General features: G+C 56.2%; 22 protein-coding genes. 12 read left to right on the forward strand and 10 right to left on the reverse strand.

Annotation, left to right across the window (positions count from 1 at the left end; translation table 11 throughout):
- Positions 1-13: 13 nt before the first annotated feature.
- The 3 genes from mepS to AC0IXH_RS02025 form a co-directional block, all read right to left on the reverse strand.
- The gene (gene mepS, locus AC0IXH_RS02015) at positions 14-589 is read right to left on the reverse strand and encodes a bifunctional murein DD-endopeptidase/murein LD-carboxypeptidase (protein ID WP_013203025.1); all 576 of its coding nucleotides are present in this window, start codon (positions 587-589) and stop codon (positions 14-16) included.
- A 507-nt stretch (positions 590-1,096) separates the two neighbouring features.
- Positions 1,097-1,813 (reverse strand): phosphatase PAP2 family protein, encoded by a 717-nt coding sequence (locus tag AC0IXH_RS02020; RefSeq protein ID WP_471719865.1) that lies wholly within the window; start codon positions 1,811-1,813, stop codon positions 1,097-1,099.
- Positions 1,814-1,852: 39 nt separating this feature from the next.
- Positions 1,853-2,842 carry a CobW family GTP-binding protein gene (locus AC0IXH_RS02025; RefSeq protein WP_013203023.1) on the reverse strand — a complete coding sequence of 330 codons (990 nt, stop codon included), beginning with the start codon at positions 2,840-2,842 and terminating at the stop codon, positions 1,853-1,855.
- 115 nt (positions 2,843-2,957) lie between these two features.
- Between AC0IXH_RS02025 and AC0IXH_RS02030 the strand changes: the two genes are divergently transcribed.
- Positions 2,958-3,269: a hypothetical protein gene (locus AC0IXH_RS02030; RefSeq protein ID WP_049789611.1), complete on the forward strand. Its 312-nt coding sequence runs from the start codon at positions 2,958-2,960 to the stop codon at positions 3,267-3,269.
- Between the two features lie 54 nt (positions 3,270-3,323).
- On the opposite strand, the gene yeiP is transcribed toward AC0IXH_RS02030, so the two are convergent.
- A complete protein-coding gene (gene yeiP / locus AC0IXH_RS02035) occupies positions 3,324-3,896 on the reverse strand; it encodes an elongation factor P-like protein YeiP (RefSeq protein WP_013203021.1) in 573 nt (190 codons plus the stop codon).
- Positions 3,897-4,092: 196 nt separating this feature from the next.
- Between yeiP and AC0IXH_RS02040 the strand changes: the two genes are divergently transcribed.
- A complete protein-coding gene (locus AC0IXH_RS02040) occupies positions 4,093-4,347 on the forward strand; it encodes a YkgJ family cysteine cluster protein (RefSeq protein ID WP_053144197.1) in 255 nt (84 codons plus the stop codon).
- Here the strand turns inward: AC0IXH_RS02040 and AC0IXH_RS02045 are convergent.
- Positions 4,344-5,567, reverse strand: a complete 1,224-nt coding sequence (locus AC0IXH_RS02045; protein WP_471719866.1) for a sugar efflux transporter — start codon at positions 5,565-5,567, stop codon at positions 4,344-4,346. The two genes, AC0IXH_RS02040 and AC0IXH_RS02045, sit on opposite strands and share 4 nt — an antisense overlap.
- Before the next feature lie 411 nt (positions 5,568-5,978).
- Between AC0IXH_RS02045 and fruB the strand changes: the two genes are divergently transcribed.
- From fruB to fruA, 3 genes are read left to right on the forward strand one after another with little or no spacing between them, the layout of a single operon-like run.
- Complete coding sequence (gene fruB / locus AC0IXH_RS02050) at positions 5,979-7,112, forward strand: fused PTS fructose transporter subunit IIA/HPr protein (RefSeq protein ID WP_013203018.1); 1,134 nt, start codon at positions 5,979-5,981, stop codon at positions 7,110-7,112.
- Positions 7,109-8,047: a 1-phosphofructokinase gene (gene fruK, locus AC0IXH_RS02055; protein WP_013203017.1), complete on the forward strand. Its 939-nt coding sequence runs from the start codon at positions 7,109-7,111 to the stop codon at positions 8,045-8,047. Before fruB ends, fruK begins: the two co-directional genes overlap by 4 nt.
- Positions 8,048-8,062: 15 nt before the next feature.
- Positions 8,063-9,757, forward strand: coding sequence for a PTS fructose transporter subunit IIBC (gene fruA, locus AC0IXH_RS02060; RefSeq protein WP_013203016.1), 1,695 nt, complete (start codon positions 8,063-8,065; stop codon positions 9,755-9,757).
- A 94-nt stretch (positions 9,758-9,851) separates the two neighbouring features.
- On the opposite strand, the gene nfo is transcribed toward fruA, so the two are convergent.
- Together nfo and AC0IXH_RS02070 are read right to left on the reverse strand one after the other, a co-directional pair.
- Positions 9,852-10,703: a deoxyribonuclease IV gene (gene nfo, locus AC0IXH_RS02065; protein ID WP_013203015.1), complete on the reverse strand. Its 852-nt coding sequence runs from the start codon at positions 10,701-10,703 to the stop codon at positions 9,852-9,854.
- A 69-nt stretch (positions 10,704-10,772) separates the two neighbouring features.
- Complete coding sequence (locus AC0IXH_RS02070) at positions 10,773-11,831, reverse strand: YeiH family putative sulfate export transporter (protein WP_471719867.1); 1,059 nt, start codon at positions 11,829-11,831, stop codon at positions 10,773-10,775.
- 162 nt (positions 11,832-11,993) lie between these two features.
- On the opposite strand from AC0IXH_RS02070, the gene yieE reads away from it, so the two are divergent.
- The 6 genes from yieE to cirA all read left to right on the forward strand — a co-directional run bounded on the left by yieE (position 11,994) and on the right by cirA (position 19,812).
- Complete coding sequence (gene yieE / locus AC0IXH_RS02075; RefSeq protein WP_013203013.1) at positions 11,994-12,860, forward strand: DNA-binding transcriptional regulator YeiE; 867 nt, start codon at positions 11,994-11,996, stop codon at positions 12,858-12,860.
- Positions 12,861-13,051: 191 nt separating this feature from the next.
- Entirely contained in the window at positions 13,052-14,521 is a 1,470-nt protein-coding gene (locus tag AC0IXH_RS02080; RefSeq protein ID WP_013203012.1) for an amino acid permease, read from the forward strand.
- Positions 14,522-14,657: 136 nt separating this feature from the next.
- Positions 14,658-15,785: an ABC transporter substrate-binding protein gene (locus AC0IXH_RS02085; protein WP_346594079.1), complete on the forward strand. Its 1,128-nt coding sequence runs from the start codon at positions 14,658-14,660 to the stop codon at positions 15,783-15,785.
- Positions 15,786-15,800: 15 nt separating this feature from the next.
- Entirely contained in the window at positions 15,801-16,883 is a 1,083-nt protein-coding gene (locus tag AC0IXH_RS02090; protein WP_013203010.1) for a FecCD family ABC transporter permease, read from the forward strand.
- On the forward strand, positions 16,880-17,668 hold the full coding sequence (locus tag AC0IXH_RS02095; RefSeq protein WP_105760669.1) for an ABC transporter ATP-binding protein: 789 nt from the start codon (positions 16,880-16,882) through the stop codon (positions 17,666-17,668). Before AC0IXH_RS02090 ends, AC0IXH_RS02095 begins: the two co-directional genes overlap by 4 nt.
- A 173-nt stretch (positions 17,669-17,841) precedes the next feature.
- Positions 17,842-19,812 (forward strand): catecholate siderophore receptor CirA, encoded by a 1,971-nt coding sequence (gene cirA / locus AC0IXH_RS02100; RefSeq protein ID WP_471719868.1) that lies wholly within the window; start codon positions 17,842-17,844, stop codon positions 19,810-19,812.
- A 49-nt stretch (positions 19,813-19,861) separates the two neighbouring features.
- On the opposite strand, the gene fghA is transcribed toward cirA, so the two are convergent.
- The 3 genes from fghA to ptrR form a co-directional block, all read right to left on the reverse strand.
- Positions 19,862-20,704, reverse strand: coding sequence for an S-formylglutathione hydrolase (gene fghA, locus AC0IXH_RS02105; RefSeq protein WP_346566559.1), 843 nt, complete (start codon positions 20,702-20,704; stop codon positions 19,862-19,864).
- A 13-nt stretch (positions 20,705-20,717) separates the two neighbouring features.
- The gene (locus AC0IXH_RS02110; protein WP_013203006.1) at positions 20,718-21,842 is read right to left on the reverse strand and encodes an S-(hydroxymethyl)glutathione dehydrogenase/class III alcohol dehydrogenase; all 1,125 of its coding nucleotides are present in this window, start codon (positions 21,840-21,842) and stop codon (positions 20,718-20,720) included.
- 88 nt (positions 21,843-21,930) lie between these two features.
- On the reverse strand, positions 21,931-22,824 hold the full coding sequence (gene ptrR / locus AC0IXH_RS02115) for a putrescine utilization regulator PtrR (RefSeq protein WP_471719869.1): 894 nt from the start codon (positions 22,822-22,824) through the stop codon (positions 21,931-21,933).
- Between the two features lie 125 nt (positions 22,825-22,949).
- Between ptrR and AC0IXH_RS02120 the strand changes: the two genes are divergently transcribed.
- The gene (locus tag AC0IXH_RS02120) at positions 22,950-24,086 is read left to right on the forward strand and encodes a YbfB/YjiJ family MFS transporter (protein WP_471719870.1); all 1,137 of its coding nucleotides are present in this window, start codon (positions 22,950-22,952) and stop codon (positions 24,084-24,086) included.
- Positions 24,087-24,128 lie beyond the last annotated feature (42 nt).

A 24,128-nucleotide genomic window follows, 5' to 3' on the forward strand; every position in this document is an offset into this window, starting at 1 on the left:
CAAGGGATTGAAATCAGCCAGGCATATGGCTAAGGACCCGGCGAGCTTCGCGATACCGCGTCTTCCAGTAGCTGTCGTTCAGATTCGAAATCATCACGCCGCTGCTGGTCGATGCGTGTACAAAGTTATCGTTGCCAAGATAGATACCGACATGGCGTCCGGTGGAACCGGCGCGGAACAGTACTAAATCTCCTGGGCGTAACTTGCCACGATTAATGCTCTTTCCGGTGTCTTCCTGCTCGTAAGTTGAACGAGGCAGATCGAGTCCAAACTGCTCACGGAAGGTGGTCTGTACAAATGCCGAACAATCAATGCCGCGCTTGCTGGTACCGCCAAGGCGATAGCGAACGCCTTTCCAGTCTGCATACTGATCCATCAGGCGGGATTTGATATCCACATTTTGGACCATCTGTTCGAATTCATCCTGAGACGCTTGAAGTAAAAAGCCGTTCTGGCCCTTAACTGCATGAGTATCAGTTTGTGCATTATTGCTGGTATTCGTCGAGCTACATGCTGATAAAACTGTCGCTAACGCGACCGCGGGTAACACCCGCCAGATATATCTCAGTATTGGTTGAGACTTGACCATTATGTTTGTGATCCCTTGAGGTCCTTAACGACGAGGTCGCTAGATAAGTGATAAAACGGAACGAGATTAATTAGCGCAACAGTCTAAGACAATTCCTGAAACCCGAAATTGTGGAAAAGCGCACAGTTTTGAGTGTAAATCCTGGAATTAGTCTACGAATGCAGCCTAATGGAAATTGAGGTTACCCGAATACAAGCCCCGTGGCGAGGGGTTTTAGCGACTTTTTTATAGGATTTTATGATGTGAAACAGAAATGTAAGAATGCGCCTACAATATCGACAATCGTGAGGAAAACTTGAGGGAAATATGAGAAAAATTGGGTAAAAAAAAGTCACTGCCAAAAAAGTGAGATTAATCACGCTGGACAATGGCGTTAAGTCACCATTTTAAGAGGGCAGTAACCATAATGAAATCTTTTGAGTGGCACTTAATTAGGATGCTAACGATTTTTTAAGCCGTTAATGGCAGGACGATTTCCTGATATCCCATTAACGGCTGGCGTTATTGCTAAGAAGATGACTGAGCAGGCTTATATTTACCCGGCAAATGGCGATATAACGCATTTACAATAAAGTCACTTAACGGCGTCATCAGACACCAGCTCATGCCCACCAGCACGATTGAGAGCGAACCGACTACCACATCGGTAAACCAGTGCGCACCAATCATGATCCGTGGCGCGGCAAAGATCAGCACAATCGCCACGGCAAGCATAAATGCCCTGCGGCTGAAATAACGCAGCATAAAGCAGGCAAATATCATCAGCATCATACCGTGATCGCCAGGGAAACTATCTGCCGAGGCATCTTTCGCCGGAATGCCGGTTAATTTCGACACGTGATTCACATCCGGGAAGAATTTGGTCGGGCTGGGATGGGAAACCGGAATTAAATGGCCCAACTGATTCAGCACCACGGCACAAATAAGCATCGCAATGCCGATCGCCAACAGGCGGCGACGGCCGACGGGCGTTTCACGGCGCCAGAAATGCAGGTAAAGCGCACCCATTGCTAACAACGACACGCCATCAAACGCGCGGAAGTTAGTGATAGCCAACAGCCAAAGCAGCGGCTTGCTGGTCACCAGATGGGTGTTGAACCAATAGAAAAGGTCTTTATCTATCGGGAACCAAAAGCCATGGTTTTCAGGCAGATACCATGAGAAAAACAGCGCAAATCCCAGCGCGTTCAGCAGCAGGATCATCAGTAAACGTTTAGTGGTCATTTGTGTTAAGGATTTATTAAGAAATAATAACCGGGCAGATTAACCCGTGAAAGTTAAACGAAGTTTCAACAAGGCAGATTGTAGTTCATTCCAGTCGGCTTCTCCTTCATGGATCATCTCAATACGACTGTCCGGTGGGGAAGACGCGCGGGTTTCGATATGAAAGTCGTCTCCCTGACGGTTCACACTGACTAATCCCTCCGCAATGCGCATGACGCCTTTCACGCGGGAAACCGGCGCCAGCCGGACCCACTCTAGCAGCCCGATGGTGTCGAACACCGTATCCGCGTCGAATATCCAGCCGCAGGCATGATAACCCTGGCCAGCATTCAACGACCGCCGCCAACGCGCGCCCGAGGTCAGTGCCAGCGCTGCGAGGCCCGACTGCGGTTGTGAACGCGAATGGGCGTGATGCTGACCTGCTGGCAGCTGACGCAGATTGATGCGCGGTTCGGCCAGCAGAGCGTGATCAATTTTGCCAAAGTGGGTGGTAACAACCGGCCGCTGATGTTCATCGGCTGCCTGCCACTGCGCCAACGCGTCTTTATCTGCCTGCTGCCAGCGATCTTCTTTATTGGCGACGATAATGTCCGCGGCCGCCAGCTGGTCGCGGAAATTTTCATTTTCCACCACGCGTGGGTCGGCAAGCTGGCGAGGATCCAGCACACATAAAGAGGCATCCAGCGTCAGCCACGGACGGTAAACCTCGGCGGACAGCATATCAAGGATCTGTTTGGGATGGCCTAAACCGGTCGGTTCAATCAGCAGGCGATCGGGCTTCGCCTGCCTCAGCAGCATATTCAACCCGACCTGCATCGGTAACCCATTGACGCAGCACATACAGCCGCCCGGGATCTCTTTCAGGATCGCACCGCTGTCTGCCAGCAGGGCACCATCAATGCCGACTTCACCAAACTCATTGACCAGCACGGCCCACTGCTCATTTTCGGGTTTATTGGCCAGCAGGTGCAGCAGGGTTGTGGTTTTGCCACTGCCTAAAAAGCCGGTGATCAGGTTTACGCGGGTCATCTCTCACTCCAGACATTTAAGACTAAAAAATTTAAGTTTTCGCCAATAGTGCCGATCTGTTTATCTCAACGCCCAGCTACGCTCAACAGGCGTAGAACAACAGTATGAGGTTTCTATGAACGGCATTAAATCGGTTGTGGTGATGGTGCTTTTGACCTCATGGACGAGTCATGTTCTGGCACAGGAGACGTCGGGGAGAACCGCCTCAGGAGTGATTACATTCCAGGGCGCAATTGTGGAGTCTGGCTGTGATATGTCTGTCCGGAAGAGTCAGGTTCAAAGCCTCTGCTACCGGCAGGGAAAAAACCAACTGACGACCTCTTCATTGATGGCAAATCAGGCGTTGCCGAAAGGGGTGGGACGATCGGATTTTCGCTGGTTGGATCCGGCACATAAGTTTGGCGAACTCACCGTCAACTATAATTGATTTGTTATAATATAACAATTACGGCGATGCGCTGCGCATCGCCGGTTAACATCGTTAGTCTGCGCGGCTCATGTAGCGACGCTCAGCGATATGAATGCGAATTTTATCGCCATTGCTCAGGTATTCTGGCACCTGAACCACCAGCCCGGTGCTCATGGTCGCAGGTTTGGTCCGCGCACTGGCAGACGCCCCTTTAATCCCCGGCGTGGTTTCGACGATTTCCATATCCACCGTCTGTGGCAGTTCCAGCGCCAGAATCTGGCCATCCATGGTTAATACCTGAATGCCCGGAATGCCGCCTTCTGGCAGGAACAGCAGTTCTTCTTCGATCTGCTCCGACTTAAACAGGTACGGGGTGTAGTCTTCATCATCCATAAACACGTACTCATCACCGTCTATATAAGAGAAGGTGACCTGGCGGCGGCTTAAGGAGATGGTGTCGATGATCTCATCGCCCTTAAAACGCTCTTCTACCTTCAGCCCGGTACGGATATCGGTAAAACGCATTTTATACAGTGTTGAAGCACCGCGGGCACTTGGGCTCTGCACATCAATATCTTTTACTAACAGCAGTTTGCCGTTGTGGCTGACCGCCATCCCTTTTTTAATTTCATTTGCTCTTGGCATGGGTTTTATCTCGATAACAGGGCCGTGAAAAATTCTCGCGTCAAATTACTCCGGCTTGAGAATTCAGGCAAGTGCATAGCTGATTTATGCAGGAGAAAAAGCGCGGATCTTTGCGCCATCACAGGCTTTCACTAAAGAATAGCCTTCCTGACCGCCGCCTGCTATTGTCGCGCTTTATTGCTGAGGGGAATATGAAATGGAGTGCCGTGCTGCCTGTGGGGCCTGTTGTACCGCGCCTTCAATTTCATCGCCTTTGCCGGGGATGCCGAACGGCAAACCGGCGAATACCCGCTGCATCCAGTTAGACGAACAGTCCCGCTGCAAGATTTTTAACTCTCCGTTACGGCCAGCGGTTTGCGCCGGATTAAAGCCCTCGCGGGAGATGTGTAAAACCAGCCATCAGGAAGCGATGGTCTATCTGTTGGACCTTGAGCGCCAGACGGCACCTTAAGGCCGCGTCGCTTCGGCTGGATCCCGCTGAGGTTGCGCAGACTGCACCTCTTTCAGCCGCCAGATGCAGCCGGTGGCCAGCACCATCATCGCTACCGCAAACCAGAACACCGCAGCATATCCCCATATTTCGGCCACGATACCCGCCAGCGATCCGCCAATAATCCAGCCCATACGGGTGGAGTTGCTGAACAGCGTGGTTGCCGCGCCAGCCTGTCCGGGCATCAAATCCTGAAAGTAGATCATGCCGATCCCGGCCATAATGCCGATAAAGGCGGCGTTGAGCATCTGGCTTAACAGCAGCGGGATCTCGCTGGTAAACAGCAGCGTGGTGCAATAGAACAGCAGGCCAGACAGGGCCGCAATGCGCATCATCAGGCGCTTACCAAAACGTTTAGCGTAATAACCCGCCAGCAGCATAATGGGAATTTCCAGGCCTGCTGCCAGGCCCATCAACATCCCCGCCAGTTTCTCAGACAGATGCAGCGTGCCGACCACGTACAGCGGCATGGCAATCAGGTAAAGCCCGTTGCACGCCCACATTAAGGTGCACCCGCTGAACAGCAGCAAACTGTCACGGCGATTTTCCCGGGGAGCCTGTAACCGGGTGGCGGTGATCGGCCGGGTTTTGCGCATCGAAGGCAGCTTTACCCGCACAATCACCGCGCACAGGATAAAGGCCAGGGCGGCGCACAAATACATGTTCTTAAAGCCGTAACCCAGCGCCAGCATAAAGGCCAGCGGAGGGCCAATCGCCCAGGCCAGCGAAATTTGGGTGCGCATCACCGAGGTAAACATGGTGCTGCTGCGGCCCAATTTATCGCTGTGCTCACGTGCCAGCGCGAACATCTGAGGCGTGGCCGTGCTGCCGAAGGCGGACAGCACCACGCCAATCAGCAGCAGGATAAAGTAGTTGCGGTTCCAGGCGAATAACAGCGAGGCGAGGGCACCGACCAGACAGCAGATCAGGATCAGGCTTTTGCGGTCGCCCTGACGATCGGAGTAGCGCGCTAAGAGCTGGCTGACGAAGATCCCGGCGATGGCGTTGACGGTGAAAAACAACCCTACCATAAACGGCCGCACGTGGACTTCACCAGACAGGAACAGGCTGAGCGTCGGGGTTTGCAGCGCGCTGGCCAGGCCGGTAATAAAGGCAACAACAAGGAAGGCAAGTGACTGAGTATCGGGCAGAATGCGGACTCTTACCGGCGGATTTTGCATGAAAAACCCTGTTCATCTAAAGGAAAACGGCTGAATTCTACGCCCAGGGCAGGCAATTAAAAAGCCGTTTCATTTGTTCCGATAAAGCGCAGACAAAAATCGCATTTTCTGCACCAGACGCGTTCCTGGCGGACCTTCCCACTTGTATTCAGTTCCTTAAGGCAAATGGCGATTTCAGCAGCCGTCAGCAAACGCAACGGCAACCGCCTGGATTTTCCTGAAAAGGTCAGCAAAGTGTGCGTAGCATCAAAAATATGCTACGCCGTTAGCGGTAAAACTTGCAACCCATTGAGGATCGGGACCAAACTCATTGAAACGTTTCAGCGTTGCCTGTTCAGCTTGTTACTCCACAGACAGCGCTTTTTTTCTCAAATTAGCTGAAACGATTCAAATTCAGCAGAGAGGAGAACTATGTTCCAGCTAGCATTGAACGCCATTCATCCCGGTGCCACCGCCGGTAATAAAGAAGAGGCCATCCACCAGGTTGCCGCTGCACTGACTTCAGCCGGTAATGTGGCGGAAGGTTACATCAACGGGATGCTTGCCCGCGAGCAGCAGACTTCCACTTACCTCGGTAACGGAATCGCTATCCCACACGGCACCACGGACACGCGTGATCTGGTGCTGCAAACGGGTGTGCAGGTATTCCAGTTCCCACAGGGGATTGCCTGGGGTGACGATCAGACCGCGTATGTGGTGATTGGTATTGCCGCCAAATCTGATGAACACCTGGCGCTTCTTCGCCAGCTGACGCACGTTCTCAGTGATGACAGCGTGGCTGAAGAGCTGAAAACCACCGACTCTGCGGAAACGCTGCGCGCCCTGTTAATGGGCGAAAAGCAGGGTACCGAATTCAAATTCGACACCTCGTTGATTGCGACCGACGTGGCCGCCAGCGACTTAATGACGTTACAGGCGCTGAACGCCGGTCGTCTGCAGCAGGCTGGCGCGGTTGATGCCAGCTTTGTCAGCAGCGTCATTTCTGGCAAGCCGCTGAATCTGGGACAGGGCATCTGGCTCAGCGACAGCACCGAAGGCAACCTGGGTAGCGCAGTGGCGGTGAGCCGCGTGGCGAATGCCTTTGATGTTGATGGCGAGAAAGCCGCGCTGCTGCTGACCGTAGCGGTGGCGGACGATAAACCAATGAGCGTGCTGAATTACCTCAGCGACCTGCTGATCCAGCAGAAAGCCGATCGCCTGTTGAGTGCGGATGCGGCGGGCATTCTGGCCTTGCTGACCAGCGACGTCTCCGAGCAGGCCGACGTGCTGACCGAAGAGTTCACTATTCGCAACGAGCATGGTCTGCATGCCCGTCCGGGTACCGCGCTGGTCACCGTCATCAAACAGTTCAATTGTGATGTTACCGTCACCAATCTCGACGGCAGCGGCAAACCGGCTAACGGACGCAGCCTGATGAAAGTGGTTGCGCTGGGCGTGAAGAAAGGCCACCGCCTGCGCTTCACCGCCAGTGGCGAAGATGCACAAGCCTGCCTGACCGCCATCGGTGAGGCGATCTCAGCGGGTCTGGGCGAGGGCGCATCATGAGCAGACGCGTTGCAACCATTACCCTGAACCCGGCTTATGATCTGGTGGGTTACACCCCGGAAGTTGAGCGGGGCGAAGTCAACCTGGTGAAAACCACCGGCCTGCACGCTGCCGGTAAAGGCATCAACGTCGCCAAGGTGCTGAAGGACCTCGGCATTGATGTCACCGTCGGCGGCTTCCTCGGCAAAGAGAATCAGGATGGCTTCCAGCACCTGTTCAGCGAGCTGGGCATTGCTAACCGGTTCCAGGTGGTTGAAGGCCGCACGCGCATCAACGTCAAGCTGACGGAAAAAGATGGCGACGTGACGGACCTGAACTTCTCCGGTTTTGAAGTCACGCCGCAGGACTGGGAGCGTTTCACTACCGACTCTCTGACCTGGCTGGGCCAGTTCGATATGGTTTGCGTCAGCGGCAGTCTGCCGGCGGGCGTGGATCCGGATGCCTTTACCGAGTGGATGACTGCGCTGCGCACTCACTGCCCGTGCATCATCTTTGACAGCAGCCGTGAAGCGCTGGTAGCCGGACTGAAGGCTGCGCCATGGCTGGTGAAACCGAACCGCCGCGAACTGGAAATCTGGGCCGGACGTAAACTGCCAGATTTGCAGGACGTGATTGAAGCGGCGCATGCCTTGCGCGAGCAGGGTATTGCCCACGTGGTGATCTCACTGGGCGCTGAAGGCGCGCTGTGGGTCAATGCTTCAGGCGAATGGATCGCCAAACCACCGGCTTGTGAAGTCGTCAGCACAGTAGGTGCCGGGGATTCGATGGTTGGCGGGCTGATTTACGGCCTGTTAATGCGCGAATCCAGCGAGCACACGCTGCGTCTGGCAACGGCAGTGGCGGCCATGGCCGTCAGCCAGAGCAACGTGGGCGTTAAAGACCGTACCCAGTTGGCCGCGATGATGGCGCGTGTCGACCTACAACCATTTAACTGACAGCAGGAGAGCATAATGAAAACGCTGCTGATAATAGATTCTTCGCTGGGGCTGGCAACGGGCTATCTGGCAAAAAATATCACCACGGCTGCGGCGGCCAGTAAAGGCCTGACGCTGACCGACAACCTGGCCGACGCTGACCAGGTAATTGTGGCCGGGAAAAACATCCCTGCGGACGCCTCGCTGGATGGCAAAGCCATCTATCTGGCCGACATTGAACAGCTGCTGCGTCAGCCGGAAGCGGTACTGGCGAAAGCGCAGACCGACGCCAAACCCTGGCATGCGCCAGCGGTAGCGGCAACGCCGGCCAGCGCGGTCGCCACCAAAGGACCTAAACGTATTGTTGCGGTGACTGCCTGCCCAACCGGCGTGGCGCACACCTTTATGGCTGCTGAAGCCATCGATACCGAAGCGAAAAAACGCGGCTGGTGGGTGAAGGTGGAAACCCGGGGTTCGGTCGGTGCTGGCAACGCCATCACACCGGAAGAAGTGGCAGAAGCCGATCTGGTGATTGTGGCGGCAGACATCGAAGTGGACCTGGCGAAGTTTGCCGGTAAGCCGATGTACCGCACCTCAACCGGTCTGGCGCTGAAGAAAACCGCGCAGGAACTGGATAAGGCCGTCGCGGAAGCGAAACCGTATCAACCGAAAGGCGGCGCGCAGTCTTCTTCCTCTGACGATAAGAAAGAGGGCGCGGGTGCCTACCGTCACCTGTTGACCGGCGTATCCTATATGCTGCCAATGGTGGTTGCGGGTGGTCTGAGTATCGCCCTGTCCTTCGCCTTTGGTATCACTGCCTTTAAAGAGCAGGGCACGCTGGCCGCCGCACTGATGCAGATCGGTGGCGGTAGCGCCTTCGCGCTGATGGTGCCGGTGCTGGCCGGGTTTATCGCCTTCTCGATTGCTGACCGTCCGGGCCTGACGCCGGGTCTGATCGGCGGTATGTTGGCCACCAGCATCAACGCCGGTTTCCTCGGCGGGATCATCGCCGGTTTCATTGCCGGTTACGCCGCGAAATTTATCAGTAGCAAACTCAAACTTCCGCAAAGTATGGAAGCATTGAAACCGATCCTGATTATCCCGCTGGTTGCCAGCCTGATCACCGGTCTGCTGATGATCTACGTGGTGGGTACGCCGGTGGCGAAAATCATGGAAGGCCTGACTCACTGGCTGGCGAACATGGGGACGGCGAACGCCATCCTGCTGGGCGCAATCCTCGGCGGCATGATGTGTACCGACATGGGCGGTCCGGTGAACAAAGTGGCGTATGCCTTTGGTGTTGGCTTACTGAGTTCGCAGACCTACGCACCTATGGCAGCCATTATGGCGGCCGGTATGGTGCCACCGCTGGCGATGGGGCTGGCAACGCTGGTGGCCCGTCGTAAGTTCAACAAAGGTCAGCAGGAAGGCGGCAAGGCTGCGCTGGTTCTGGGACTGTGCTTTATCTCTGAAGGCGCTATCCCGTTCGCGGCCCGTGACCCGATGCGCGTTCTGCCATGCTGTATCATTGGTGGTGCGCTGACCGGCGCAATCTCCATGGCGGTGGGTGCCAAACTGATGGCGCCGCACGGTGGATTGTTCGTCCTGTTGATCCCAGGGGCGATTACCCCGGTGATCGGTTACCTGATGGCCATTATTATCGGTACGGCAGTTGCTGGCCTGTCTTACGCGGTGTTGAAACGCCCTGAGGCAGAATTAGCAAAAGCCTGATTGCTCAACCACAGGCAATAAAAAAGCGCGGGCGACCGCGCTTTTTTTATTTCTGGCTCACGGAGAATCGGCTTCTCCGTGACATCCACCTTTTCTACCCGGCGGAACGCTGCTCTGACTTCAGCCAGGCAATCTCATCCTTCCAGATATCCGGGTTTACGGTTTCAAGAATCATCGGGATACCGTCAAAACGCGCATCTTTCATCATCCAGCTAAACACCGTTTTGCCGATGTTGCCTTCACCGAGGCTGTGATGGCGGTCAACGCGGCTGGCGAAGGCGCTTTTCGCGTCATTCAGGTGCATACCACGCAGATACTGGAAACCGACGATGCGTTCAAATTCGGCGAAGGTATTGATGCACTCTTCTTCGGTACGCAGATCGTAACCACCGGCAAAGGCGTGGCAGGTATCAATGCAGACGCCGACGCGGGACTTGTCTTCCACGCCATCAATGATCGCAGCCAGATGTTCAAAGCGGAAGCCGAGGTTGCTGCCCTGGCCGGCGGTATTTTCGATCACCGCCGTCACACCCTGGGTTTTATCCAGCGCAATATTGATCGACTCGGCGATGCGCTTCAGGCAGTCATCCTCTTCGATCTGATGCAGATGGCTACCGGGATGGAAGTTCAGCAGCGACAGGCCAAGCTGCTCGCAGCGTTGCAGTTCGTCGAGGAAAGCGTCGCGGGATTTCTCCAGCGCTTCGGTCACCGGGTGACCCAGGTTAATCAGGTAGCTGTCGTGCGGCAGGATCTGCGCGGAAGTGTAATTATACTTCTCGCAGGCCGCACGGAAGGCGGAAATAACCTCATCAGTCAGCGGGGCTGCCCGCCACTGGCGCTGATTTTTGGTAAACAGCGCAAAGGCAGTGGCTTCGAGTTCATGTGCGCGCAGCACCGCTTGATCCACACCGCCAGCCGCGCTGACGTGGGCACCGATATATTTCATGCCGTTCTCCTGTTATTGGGCTGCATCAAAGGACGCGAGCGGGCAATGATAACCGGAAACGGTGGGAAGTTATGACAACAAATGCGGGATCAGCAGGTTAATCGCGCCACCGCCGACCATCAGCCAGATAAACAACACCAGCCCTAACAGCAGCGGCTTCAGTCCGGCCTTTTTCAGCGAGCTGAGTCGGGTGGTCAGGCCCAATGCGGCCATGGCGGTTGCCAGCACAATATTATCAATCTGGTTCAGGGTGTTTACCACCGGCTGAGGCAGCAGGTGCAGCGAGTTGAACATCGCCACGGCGATAAACACCAGCGCAAACCAGGGGAAGCGTAACGGGTTCGGGGTGCTGTTCCCACCGGGAGCGGAGCGACGCATTCTGGCGCTCAGTAACAGCAGGAAGGGCGCCAGCATCATCACTCGCAGCATTTTCGCGATCACCGCGGTATTTTCCGTTTCCGGGCTGACCGCATGTCCGGCCGCCACCACCTGCGCGACTTCATGCATGGTTGAGCCGGTAAACACGCCCCAGCTGGCTGGCGTAATGCTGGTGAACAGCGATGCCGCGAGGGGATAGAGCAGCGGGTAGATAAAGATCGCCAGCGTACCGAAAATCACCACGGTCGCGATAGCCACCGCCACTTTAGAGGCTTCTGCTTTGATCACCGGTTCGGTGGCCAGGATCGCCGCCGCGCCACAGATGCTGCTGCCGGCCCCAATCAACCACACCGTATCGCGATCTAATTCAAACACCCGGCGTCCCAGCCAGCAGGCGAGAAAGAAGGTCGAACTCAGCGTAAGCACATCGATCAGCACGCCGCTAACACCGACATCGGCGATTTGCTGGAACGTCAGGCGGAAGCCATAAAGGATAATGCCTAATCGCAGCAGCTGCTGTTTCGCGAGGATGACGCCCGGATCGCAGCTGACGGCGAGGCGCGGGTAAAGGGTGTTGCCCGCGACTATCCCGGCGACAATAGCCAGCGTCAGGGCACCCAGTCCGAGCGCGGCAACGGAAGGCACCGTCCCCAGCCAGGTTGCGCCCGTTGCCAGCATTAAGGCTAACAGTAATCCGGCCGCATAACGGCCAGGCTGAAGTTTTGGGTGGTGTAGCGTCAGGGTCGTCATGGCAAGCTCCTTTTCAATACGGACAGCATGGAGAAAGGTGGCTTAAAAGAGAAATTGATTATATATTTATAATTAACCACTATAAGTGATAGATGACCTTTCCCCCTGTTACGCAAGGGCATAACCCGCCAGCCGGGGCAGGGCAGCGATCGAGGAGAAGCAATGCACATTACGTTACGGCAGCTGGAAGTGTTTGCCGAAGTCCTGAAAAGTGGGTCGACAACCCAGGCATCCCAGGTGTTGTCGCTGTCGCAATCTGCGGTGAGTGCCGCACTGGCCGATCTTGAGGGCCAGCTCAACGTACAGCTATTCGATCGCGTGGGTAAGCGGCTGGTGGTCAATGAACATGGCCGCCTGCTGTATCCCCGCACCGTGGCGCTGCTTGAGCAGGCAACCGAAATCGAACAGCTGTTCCGCGAGGATAATGGGGCGCTGCGTGTCTATGCCAGCAGCACCATCGGTAACTATTTGCTGCCCGGCATGCTCGCCGGCTGGCGCAAGGACTATCCCGATCTGCCGCTGGAACTCAGCGTCGGCAACAGCCAGGATGTGATCACTGCGGTAGCGGATTTCCGGGTGGATATTGGCCTGATTGAAGGCCCGTGCCATATGAGCGAAATCATCAGTGAACCCTGGCTGGAAGATGAGCTGGTGGTGTTTGCCGCGCCCGATGCGGAAATCTTTGCCCAACCGGTTACCCTGGAAACTCTGGCGGCTGCCGCCTGGATTTTACGCGAGCACGGTTCCGGCACCCGCGAAATCGTTGATTATTTGCTGCTGTCACACCTGCCGCAGTTCAAGCTGGCGCTGGAACTTGGTAACTCCGAAGCGATTAAACATGCCGTCCGCCACGGAATGGGGATCAGCTGTCTTTCACGGCGGGTGATTGCCGAACAGCTGGCGGTGGGCACCTTAAAAGAAGTGCCGGTGCCGTTACCCAAACTGAAGCGCACGCTGTACCGCATTCACCATAAGCAGAAGCATCTGTCCAAGTCGCTGCTGCGTTTTTTGAGTTACTGTACCGAGTAAAATTTCCCTTATGTCCCCGGCTCAGCCAGGGGATAAAGCCAGTTGGCCTGCCTTTTTCAGGGGAAAAGACGCTGGAACTAATAATCCGGCGGCAATCATGAAGCTATCTTATAACGTGGCGGAATCACTAGGCGAGACCGGTCAGTTTGCTACAATCGCGCCTCATTTTTCCAAGGACGCAGCATTTCAAGATGGTTCAGGACACAAAAACAACAGAACAACCTGCGCTAAGGCGTGAGTTAAAAGCGCGTCATCTGACGATGATCGCCATCGGCGGATCCATTGGCACCGGTTTATTCGTCGCCTCAGGCGCGACAATTTCTCAGGCGGGCCCGGGCGGCGCGCTGCTCTCCTATATGCTGATCGGCCTGATGGTCTATTTTCTGATGACCAGCCTCGGCGAACTGGCGGCCTTTATGCCGGTCTCTGGCTCCTTCTCTACTTACGGCGCCAACTATGTGGAAGAGGGCTTCGGCTTCGCGCTGGGCTGGAACTACTGGTACAACTGGGCAGTGACCATTGCTGTTGACCTTGTGGCTTCGCAGCTGGTGATGACCTACTGGTTCCCGGACACCCCAGGCTGGATCTGGAGCGCGTTATTCCTCTGCGTGATCTTCCTGCTGAACTACATCTCGGTAAAAGGCTTCGGTGAAGCGGAATACTGGTTCTCGTTAATCAAGGTGGTGACCGTTATCGTCTTTATCGTGGTGGGTGTGCTGATGATTGTTGGCATCCTGCGCGGCGGTGAAACGGCGGGCTGGCATAACTGGCAGATTGGTGATGCGCCCTTTGCCGGCGGTTTCTCAGCGATGATCGGGGTGGCGATGATCGTCGGCTTCTCCTTCCAGGGCACCGAGCTGATTGGTATCGCCGCCGGTGAGTCTGAAGACCCGGCGAAAAATATCCCGCGGGCGGTGCGTCAGGTGTTCTGGCGTATCCTGCTGTTCTATGTGTTTGCGATTCTGGTGATCAGCCTGATCATTCCGTATACCGACCCAAGCCTGCTGCGTAACAACGTGACCGATATCAGCATCAGCCCGTTCACGCTGGTGTTCAAACACGCGGGCTTACTGTCTGCGGCTGCGGTAATGAACGCGGTGATCCTGACCGCCGTGCTGTCAGCCGGTAACTCAGGGATGTATGCCTCAACGCGCATGCTGTTTAACCTGGCCCGCGAAGGCAAAGCGCCGCGTATCTTTGGCAAACTGTCCGCCGGCGGCGTGCCGCGCAATGCCCTGTACGCCACCACGGTGGTTGCCGGACTGTGCTTCCTGACCTCGATGTTTGGCAACCAGAGCGTCTATATCTGGCTGCTGAACACCTCGGGTATGACCGGCTTTATCGCCTGGCTAGGCATTGCCATCAGCCATTACCGCTTCCGCCGTGGCTATGTTGCGCAGGGACTTGATCTGGCCGATCTGCCTTACCGCTCCGGCTTCTTCCCGCTGGGCCCGATCTTCGCCTTTGTGCTGTGCCTGATCATTACGCTGGGGCAGAACTATCAGGCATTCCTGTCGGATCGCATTGACTGGTATGGCGTGGCGGCGACCTACATCGGTATTCCACTGTTCCTGATTATCTGGTTCGGCTTCAAGCTGACGCGGAAAACCCGTTTTGTGAAATACAGCGAAATGGAGTTTCCGAAATATACCGGTAAGTAGTTGCCGTAAAATGAACAAGGCGCGGATCCCGCGCCTTTTTTGTTTGTAAGGAGTTATTACAAATATTATTGATAACTATTATCATTTGCTTTATTGTTACCGCCGTTACTTTTTCTTCTTTGCTAAGGAATCAGGCGTGGAAAATTTAAGCGGGTTAGTGATCAAAAAAATCGCAGTATCGTTGACGTTACTGGCGCTGACGGCAGGCAGCAGTTGGGCTGCAACCGTCACAGACATTGCCGGACGTGAAGTGACGCTGCCGGAAAAAACCGACCGGATCCTGCTTGGCGAAGGGCGTTTGTTTTACGCCGTATCGCTGCTAGAAGGGCAGAAGCCTGTTGACCGCATCGTGGGTTGGCAGGGCGATTTCCGTAAACTGGACACCCAGACTTACGCGGAATACCGCAAAAAATTCCCAAAAATTGATAATATTCCCCTGATTGGCCACACCACCGCCGACAGCATCAGCCCGGAAAAAGTGCTGACGCTGAACCCGGACGTGGCCATTTTTGGCTTATCCGGCCATGGGCCGGGCCGCAGCAGCGAGCTGGTCAGTCAGCTGGAAAGCGCCGGTGTGCCGGTGGTGTTTATCGATTTCCGTGCAAATCCGCTTAAAAATACCGTGCCCAGCATGCGGGTGCTGGGCAAAGTGTTGCACCGCGAAAAGGAAGCTGAGAACTACATCAACTTCTATCAGCAGAACCTTAAGCGGGTGACCGACATCACCAGCAAAATCCCGGCGGCCGACAAGCCTTCGGTGTTTATTGAGCTGCGCGCGGCCTCGATGCCCGAGTGTTGCGGTACCGCAGGAAAAGGCAATATGGGCGACTTTATTGACCTCGCCGGCGGCAACAATATCGCCCGCGACCTGTTGCCGGGCCCGCTGGGTACCGTTAACCTGGAAAAGGTGATCGCCAGCCAGCCGAAGATTTATATCGCCAGCGGCGGTAAAGCGCCGGGTGCTGCCGGACCGGGCATTAAGCTTGGCGCGCAGGTAAGCCAACAAGAAGCGCAATCCAGTCTGGCCACCGTTTTGAAACGCACGGGCATTAACCAGCTGGATGCGGTGAAAGAAGGACGCAGTTACGCTATCTGGCATAATTTTTACAATTCGCCGTATAACATCCTGGCTATCCAGGCGTTTGCCAAATGGTTCTACCCCGAGCAGTTCGCTGACCTCGATGTCGCCGCTACTGAGAAACAGCTGTATCAGCAGTTTCTGGCGGTGCCACCAACGGGCACTTACTGGACTGAAACCGAGTAATTACAGGTATTGAGAATGAGTGTGACCCACGACCCGGTGCAGTACGCCGAAAAGCCCCAAGCCGAAGGCGTGATGGGCCGTTACCATCATATGTTGCGTCATCGTCTGCTGATGATGAGTGTGTTGGTGTTGGCAATCCTCGCCTCGCTGGTGCTGGATTTTACCCTCGGTCCGTCCGGCCTGACGCTGGACACCTTGTGGCACACGCTGCTGTCACCGGAATCGGTTGATGCCGGCACGCGCGTTATCGTCTGGGACATTCGTCTGCCTTATGCCCTGATGGCGGTGGTGGTGGGTCTGGCGCTGGGTCTGGCGGGTGCAGAGATGCAAACCATCCTGAATAACCCCCTGGCCAGCCCGTTTACGCTGGGCGTTTCCTCTGCGGCGGCTTTTGGCGCCGCGCTGGCCATCGTGCTGGGTATCGGTCTTCCGGGGATCCCCGATCAGTGGTTCATTTCGGCTAACGCCTTTGTCTTTGCGCTGTTTGCCGCATTAATGCTGGATGGCGTGACGCGCTGGACGCGGGTAGCGACCTCGGGCGTGGTGCTGTTCGGTATCGCGCTGGTGTTTACCTTTAATGCGCTGGTGTCGATGATGCAGTTTATTGCCAGCGAAGACACGCTTCAGGGCCTGGTGTTCTGGACCATGGGCAGCCTGGCGAGAGCCTCGTGGGATAAGCTGGGCGTGCTGACGCTGGCCTTTGCCATTCTGGTGCCGTTCTCAATGATGAGTTCCTGGAAGCTGACCGCGCTGCGTCTGGGTGAAGATCGCGCCGTCAGCTTTGGCATTGATGTCCGCCGTCTGCGTCTGGGGACATTGCTGCGCATCAGTATTCTTTCCGCGCTGGCGGTAGCCTTTGTTGGCCCGATCGGCTTTATCGGCCTGGTCGCGCCGCATATCGCACGAATGATCTTTGGTGAGGACCACCGTTTCTATCTGCCAGCCAGTGCGCTGACCGGTGCGCTGGTCCTGTCGATGGCTTCGGTGGTGTCGAAAAACCTGATCCCGGGTGTGATCATCCCGGTGGGCATCGTCACCTCGCTGGTAGGCGTGCCGTTCTTCCTGAGTATTATTCTGCGTCACCGGGGGACCGTCTGATGGAAGGCTTACGTATCAGTGGTTTCCACGCCGGTTACCCAAAACGCAAAATTATCAGCGACCTGAACGTGCCGCTGTTGCCGCGAGGCAAAATCACCGTGCTGCTGGGGCCAAATGGCTGTGGCAAATCCACGCTGCTGCGCTCGCTGGCCGGCCTCAACCGCGCCGAAGGCGAAGTCTGGCTGAACGGCACGGAACTGATGTCGCAGCCGTTTGCCCGTCGTGCAGAGAAGGTGGTTTATCTGCCGCAGTCGCTGCCTGCCGGCGTGCATCTGCATGTGCTGGAATCAATTATCGTGGCACAGCGTGCTTCCGGTGGTCGCAGCAGCGCCGCCAGTGAAGCCGAAGTGATGTCGGTGCTGGAGCAGTTGGGGATTGCCCATCTGGCCTTAAGCTATCTGGATCAACTTTCCGGTGGGCAAAAACAGCTGGTCGGTCTGGCGCAATCCTTAATTCGTCGGCCGGAGCTGTTATTACTCGATGAGCCCCTCAGCGCATTGGATTTAAATTATCAATTTCACGTAATGGATTTGGTGCGCAGAGAAACGCAGAAAAGAAATATTATTACGGTGGTGGTGGTGCACGATATTAATATCGCCCTGCGTCACGGTGAACACGTATTAATGCTGCAAAACGGTGAGTTAATTGCCGATGGTTTACCGGAAGAAGTGATCACCCCAGCCAGCCTGGCCAGAGTCTATGGCGTCAAGGGCCGCATCGAGCGCTGCACGCGGGGAACCCCGCAGGTGCTGATTGATGGCCTGGTGACGGAACCGATGCTGTAATTATTCTGTCTGGCAAGACACCTGCAAAGGGCGGAATCTTTCCGCCCACTATTATAAAGATAAAAAACAAACCGGAAGATACCGGGATGATTAAGCAGAGAACACTCTGCGGTTTTCGTGTGAGCAAAAGGTATTGATAACACTATTTTAAAATGCGCCTCATGGAGAATAGCATGTTCAGGTTGAATCCCGTTGTCCGCTGCGGGCTATGCGCGTCTGCGCTGGCCTTCACCTTTCCGGTAGCCGCGGAAGAAGCGGAAAAGAAAGAAGAAGACACCATGGTCGTCACGGCCTCTGCGGTTGAAGTGAATTTAAAAGAAGCTCCCGCCAGTATCAGCGTTATTACCGCCGACGATATAAAACGCCGGCCGGTGCAGAATCTCAGGGACGTATTGCGTGATGTGCCTGGCGTTCAGCTCACTAACGAAGGGGACAACCGCAAAGGCGTCAGCCTGCGTGGCCTCGACAGCAGCTACACCTTGATCCTGATTGACGGCAAGCGCGTCAATTCCCGCAATGCCGTTTTCCGCCATAACGACTTCGATCTGAACTGGATCCCCGCGGATGCCATTGAGCGGATCGAAGTGGTGCGTGGGCCGATGTCCTCACTGTACGGCTCGGACGCGCTGGGCGGCGTGGTCAACATCATCACCCGCAAGGTCGGTAAAGCCTGGCATGGCACCTTCAGCGCCGATACCACGGTGCAGGAACACCGCGATCGCGGCGACAGCTACAACGGTAACTTCTTCACCAGTGGACCGCTGATTGATGATTTGCTGGGCGTGAAACTCTACGGCAGCCTGGGCAAGCGTGAAAAGGATGCCCAGCAGTCGTCTGCCACCTCTGCCACCGGCCTCAGCCCGCGTATTGAAGGCTACACCGCCCGTGATGGCAACGTCGAGTTCGCGCTCACGCCGACCGACAGCCAGAATATGACCTTCGGTTACGGCTTCGATCGTCAGGATCGTGATTCCGATTCGCTGGACAAAAACCGCCTGAAGCGGCAGAACTATTCTGTTGGTCATGATGGCCGCTGGGGATGGGGCAACACCGAGCTGCGCTTTTACGGTGACCGGGTGGATAACTACACCGGCGGGCAGAATATTATTGCTAAAAACAACTCGCTGGATGGCAAGCTGATCCTGCCGTTGGCGGAAATTAACCAGCTGCTGACCTTTGGCGGGGAAGTGCGTCACGACAAACTGCAGGATCCGGTCAATCTGTCCGGCAGCGGGTCGACCTCCGCCAGCCAGTATGCGCTGTTTGTGGAAGATGAATGGCGGATCTTTGATTCGCTGGCGCTGACCACCGGTGTACGTATGGACGATCATCAAACCTATGGCGATCACTGGAGTCCGCGCGCGTATCTGGTCTATAACGCCACCGATACCGTGACGGTCAAAGGCGGCTGGGCCAACGCCTTTAAAGCACCTTCGCTGCTGCAGCTGAGCCCCGACTGGCAAACCAATTCCTGCCGTGGCAGCTGTGCGGTTGTCGGTAGTCCTGAGCTGAAGCCCGAGACCAGCGAAAGCTTCGAGCTGGGGATCTATTACGCCGGTGAAGACGGACTGCTGGATGGCGTAACCGGCAGCATTACCGCTTTCCAGAACAATATCGACGATATGATCAATATTGCCCGTACGTCTTCAGTCAGCCTCGCACCTGGCTACAGCAACTTTGTTGGGTTTGATGCCAGTGGCCGGCCGGTATTCCGTTATTACAACGTCGACAAAGCGCGGATCACCGGGGTGGAAACGGAACTGAAGATCCCGTTTGATGATGCCTGGAAGCTGACGCTGAATTACACCTATACCGATGGGCGTGATATCAGCGGCGGCGGCAATAAGCCGCTGGAGCAGCTGCCGTTGCATACCGCAAACGGCACGCTCGACTGGGCGCCCTTGCAGGACTGGTCGTTCTATCTGCAGGCTAACTATTCTGGCGAGCGGCGGACGTTGAATAATGATGGCTTAACGCCTGGCGGCTATGTGCTGTGGAATACCGGCGCATCGTGGCAGGCCAGCAAAGCCGTTAAGCTGCGGGCTGGTGTGTTAAACCTCGGGGATAAGGATTTGAACCGCGACAGTTACAGCTATAACGAAGATGGCCGTCGTTACTTTGCTGCGGTGGATTACACCTTCTGATCGCCGTAATGACAGGAATACGCAGCCGGGCAATGCCCGGCTGTTTTTTTTATGCCAGCAGATACTGCGCATGGAAGCGCAGATGGTCTTCAACGAAACTGGCGATGAAGAAATAGCTGTGGTCGTAGCCTGGCTGGATGCGCACGTTCAGCGGGAAGCCCTTTTCACGCGCAATATCATCAAGCCGCTCAGGATGCAGTTGATCGGCGAGGAACTGGTCGGTGTCACCCTGATCGATCAGCATCGGCACCTTCGCCGTGGTCTGACGCATCAGCCAGCAGCTGTCGTACTGACACCAGGCCTGAGTGTCCTCACCCAGATAGCTGCTGAACGCCTTTTGTCCCCACGGCACTTCCGCCGGGTTAACAATCGGTGCAAACGCGGAGGCAGAGGTGAACTTCTGCGGGTTACGCAGCGCCAGCATAATCGCGCCGTGACCGCCCATTGAGTGCCCCATAATGGCCTGACGCTCGCTGACGTTAAAGTTACCGGCGATCAGCGCAGGCAACTCTTCATTCAGGTAATCGTACATGCGGAAATGCGCATTCCACGGCGCCTGGGTGGCATTGAGATAGAATCCCGCGCCCTGGCCCAGGTCGTAACCTTCGTCGTTCGGCACACCTTCACCACGCGGGCTGGTGTCCGGCATCACCAGTACGATCCCTAACTCCGCAGCCATGCGCTGAGCGCCTGATTTGGTGGAGAAGTTCTCGTCGGTACAGGTCAGACCCGCCAGGAAATAGAGCACCGGCGGTGGCGCATCGCGTTTCGGTCCGGGCAGAAATATGCTGAAGGTCATCGCGCAGTTGAGCGAGGTGGACGGATGGCGATAACGCTGCTGCCAGCCGCCAAACATTCGGTGTTCTTCAAGTAGCTCCAGAGTGGATGGCATCAATCCTCCTGATTTATTTTTTAAAATGCACCACTGAACGGATCGATTTGCCTTCGTGCATCAGCTCAAAGGCGTCGTTGATCTCTTCCAGCGGCATATTGTGGGTAATAAAGTCGTTAAGTTGGAATTCGCCGTCCAGGTAACGTTGCACAATGCCCGGCAGTTGTGAGCGGCCCTTAACGCCACCGAAAGCAGAACCCCGCCATACGCGGCCGGTCACCAGCTGGAATGGCCGGGTAGAAATCTCTTCGCCGGCACCGGCGACACCGATGATCACCGACTCGCCCCAGCCTTTATGGCAGCATTCCAGCGCGGAACGCATCACGTTGACGTTACCGATACATTCGAAGGAGAAGTCGACGCCACCGTCGGTCATCTCAACGATCACTTCCTGAATCGGCTTGTCGAAATCTTTCGGGTTGATCAGGTCGGTTGCGCCCAGTTTGGTCGCCAGGTCGTATTTGCTGGTATTGATATCAATACCGATGATGCGGCCGGCTTTCGCCATTTTTGCGCCGATAATCGCCGACAGACCAATGCCGCCCAGACCGAAGATGGCAACGGTATCGCCTTCTTTCACCTTGGCAGTATTCATCACCGCACCCATACCGGTGGTGACGCCACAGCCCAGCAGGCAGACTTCTTCCAGCGGGGCGTCTTTGCTGATCACCGCCAGGGAGATTTCAGGGATAACGGTGTATTCGGAGAAGGTCGAAGTGCCCATGTAATGGAAGATAGGCTTGCCGTCTTTAAAGAAGCGGGTGGTGCCGTCCGGCATCAGGCCTTTGCCCTGGGTGGCGCGGATCGCCTGACACAGGTTGGTTTTGCCGGACAGACAGTATTTACACTGGCCGCATTCCGGGGTGTACAGCGGGATAACATGGTCGCCAACGGCAACGCTGGTCACTCCTTCACCAATCGCTTCCACCACGCCGCCGCCTTCATGGCCGAGGATCGCCGGGAACACGCCTTCAGGATCTTTGCCTGACAGGGTGTAAGCATCGGTATGGCACACGCCGGTCGCGACGATACGCACCAGCACTTCGCCTTTCTGCGGTGGCATCAGGTCCACTTCCTCGATAGAAAGCGGTTCACCCGCAGCCCAGGCGACCGCCGCGCGAGTCTTAATCATTTGCATCTAATTTTTCCTCTTAGAAGGTGATCCGGCTACTGCTCGGGAGTTTAGTCAAATCAAAAACGATAAAAGTCAGTATGGACGAATTTCATCAGGAATGAAGGTCTTCCCCTGTTAGCGCATCGTCAATCTGTTCAATAATCAGGTATTTCAGCGCTTCAACGTTAGGGGTGAAAGCATCGCGCCGCCAGACCAGCCAGGTGGCAGCATCGCGTACCTCAGCCGGCAGGGCATGGCGCTTGATGCGATCTTTCGCCGGCATCTGTTCCAGCACCGATTCCGGCAGTAACGCCAGGCCGGCACCGCTGGCGACGCAGGCGAGCATGGCGTGATAGGACTGAATTTCCATAAAGGTGCCCGGCTGTACGCCGGTGCTGCGGAACCAGTTCTCAAACCTGATGCGATACGAGCAGCTGGGACGGAAGGCGAACAGGGTGTCGCCGGAGGCATCGGCTGGCTCGAGGATATCCGCATGCTCCAGGCTGGAGATCAGCACCATCTGCTCGTGGAAAGCGATGCAGCTGTTAAGCTCGTCAACGCGGATCGGCCCATCGGCCAGCGCCGCCGCCAGAGTGCCTTCGCGCACGCGCTCGATAATTTCACCGGAGGTGCCGGTAATCAACGACAGCGCCACCGTGGGGAAACGCTGATGGTAGGCGGCAAGCAACGCGGGCAGGCGCGTGGCGGCGGTGCTCTCCATCGAGCCCAGCGCAAAATTGCCGCCGGGTTCGCCGCTATGGGTCATACTCATCGCTTCTTCGCTGAGCGCCAAAATCCGCTGCGCATAGCCGAGAAAGTTGTGGCCCATCGGCGACAGGCGTAAACGCTGCTTCTCGCGGATAAACAGGTCGGTGCCCAGCTCCTGTTCGAGTTGGCGCAGGCGGGTGGTCAGGTTGGACGGCACACGGTGAAGCACTTCCGCGGCACGCGCCAGCGAACCCGTTTCGGCCACCGAACAGAACATTTTCAGCTGGGTCAGATCCACTATTTCTCTTCCCGTAAGCAACTTGGTGATTATTATTCACTTTCCGTGAGTGTAACCATCAGGCAGGATAGCTGCAACACTTTCCCGGCACTGAGGCCGGATTGAACTGAATCAAGGGAGTTACTATGGCTTTTCGCGTCGCGTTTAGCGCGTTTCTGTCGCTGGTGGTGGCGATGGGGATCGGCCGGTTCGCCTTTACGCCACAGGTGCCGCTGATGATTGATGAACATCAGTTATCGCTGACCAGTGCGGGCGTGGTCGCCGCTTTTAACTATCTTGGCTATCTCTGCGGTTCGTGGAACGCCATGCGGGCAACGCAACAGGTTGAGCTGCGCCTGAAGCTAGGGATCTGGGGCGCGGTAATACTGACGCTGCTGTCGGCCTGCGTCACCGGTCCGTGGCTGCATGGGATTATTCGCTTTTTTATCGGCTGGGCCAGCGGCTGGGCGATGGTATTGATTGCGGCGTGGAGCAATGAACAGCTGCACAAGCTGGGACGGCCTGGCCTGAGTGCGGCGGTGTTTGCCGGGCCGGGCACCGGGATTTTCCTCAGCGGCATGCTGGCGGTGATTCTGCATTCACATCAGGTCAACGCCGCCTGGGCCTGGTGTGCCTATGGGGTGCTGGCACTGCTGCTGGTGCTGTTAATCGCCCGTAACCTGCCGCGCCGGGGAAAACTTCATCGCCCGGAAACGGCACCGGAGCCGCTGGTGCTGACCTCAGGGCTGAAAAAGCTGGTCTGGAGCTATAGCCTCGCCGGATTTGGCTACATCCTGCCCGCCACTTTTCTGTCGCAGATGGCGGCTTCCCGTTTTCCCGGCAGCCCGGTTTCACAGTACGTCTGGCCGATTTTTGGCGGCGCAGCGGTGCTCGGCATCCTCTTAGGCATTGCGACCCGGCATTATGGTAACGCCAACAGCCGGTTGGCTCTGGCGCTGTGGGCGCAGGCCATCGGCGTATTCTGCGCCGATATCATTCCAGGCATTACCGGGCTGGCGTTGGGCGCGGCGTTGATCGGCGGCGGCTTCCTCTGTGTGGTGCAGCTTTCTTTGCAGTATGCCCGCGAGCTGGCACCGCGCCATACGCGCTACATGGCTGGACTGCTGACCACCGGTTACGCGGTGGGGCAACTGGTGGGGCCGCTGCTGTCGGCTATCTCGACCGCGTTGACCCATCAGCTCGAGCCCGCGCTGTACGTCGCCGGGGCAGGGCTGGTGGTCGCCGGTGCGCTGGTCTGGCGGCGCGATCCGGCCGCAGAGTGAAACTGTTTCACCGCTGTTTAAATTGATTCACTGGATTAACGG

Source organism: Erwinia sp. AC075, from assembly GCF_979253995.1.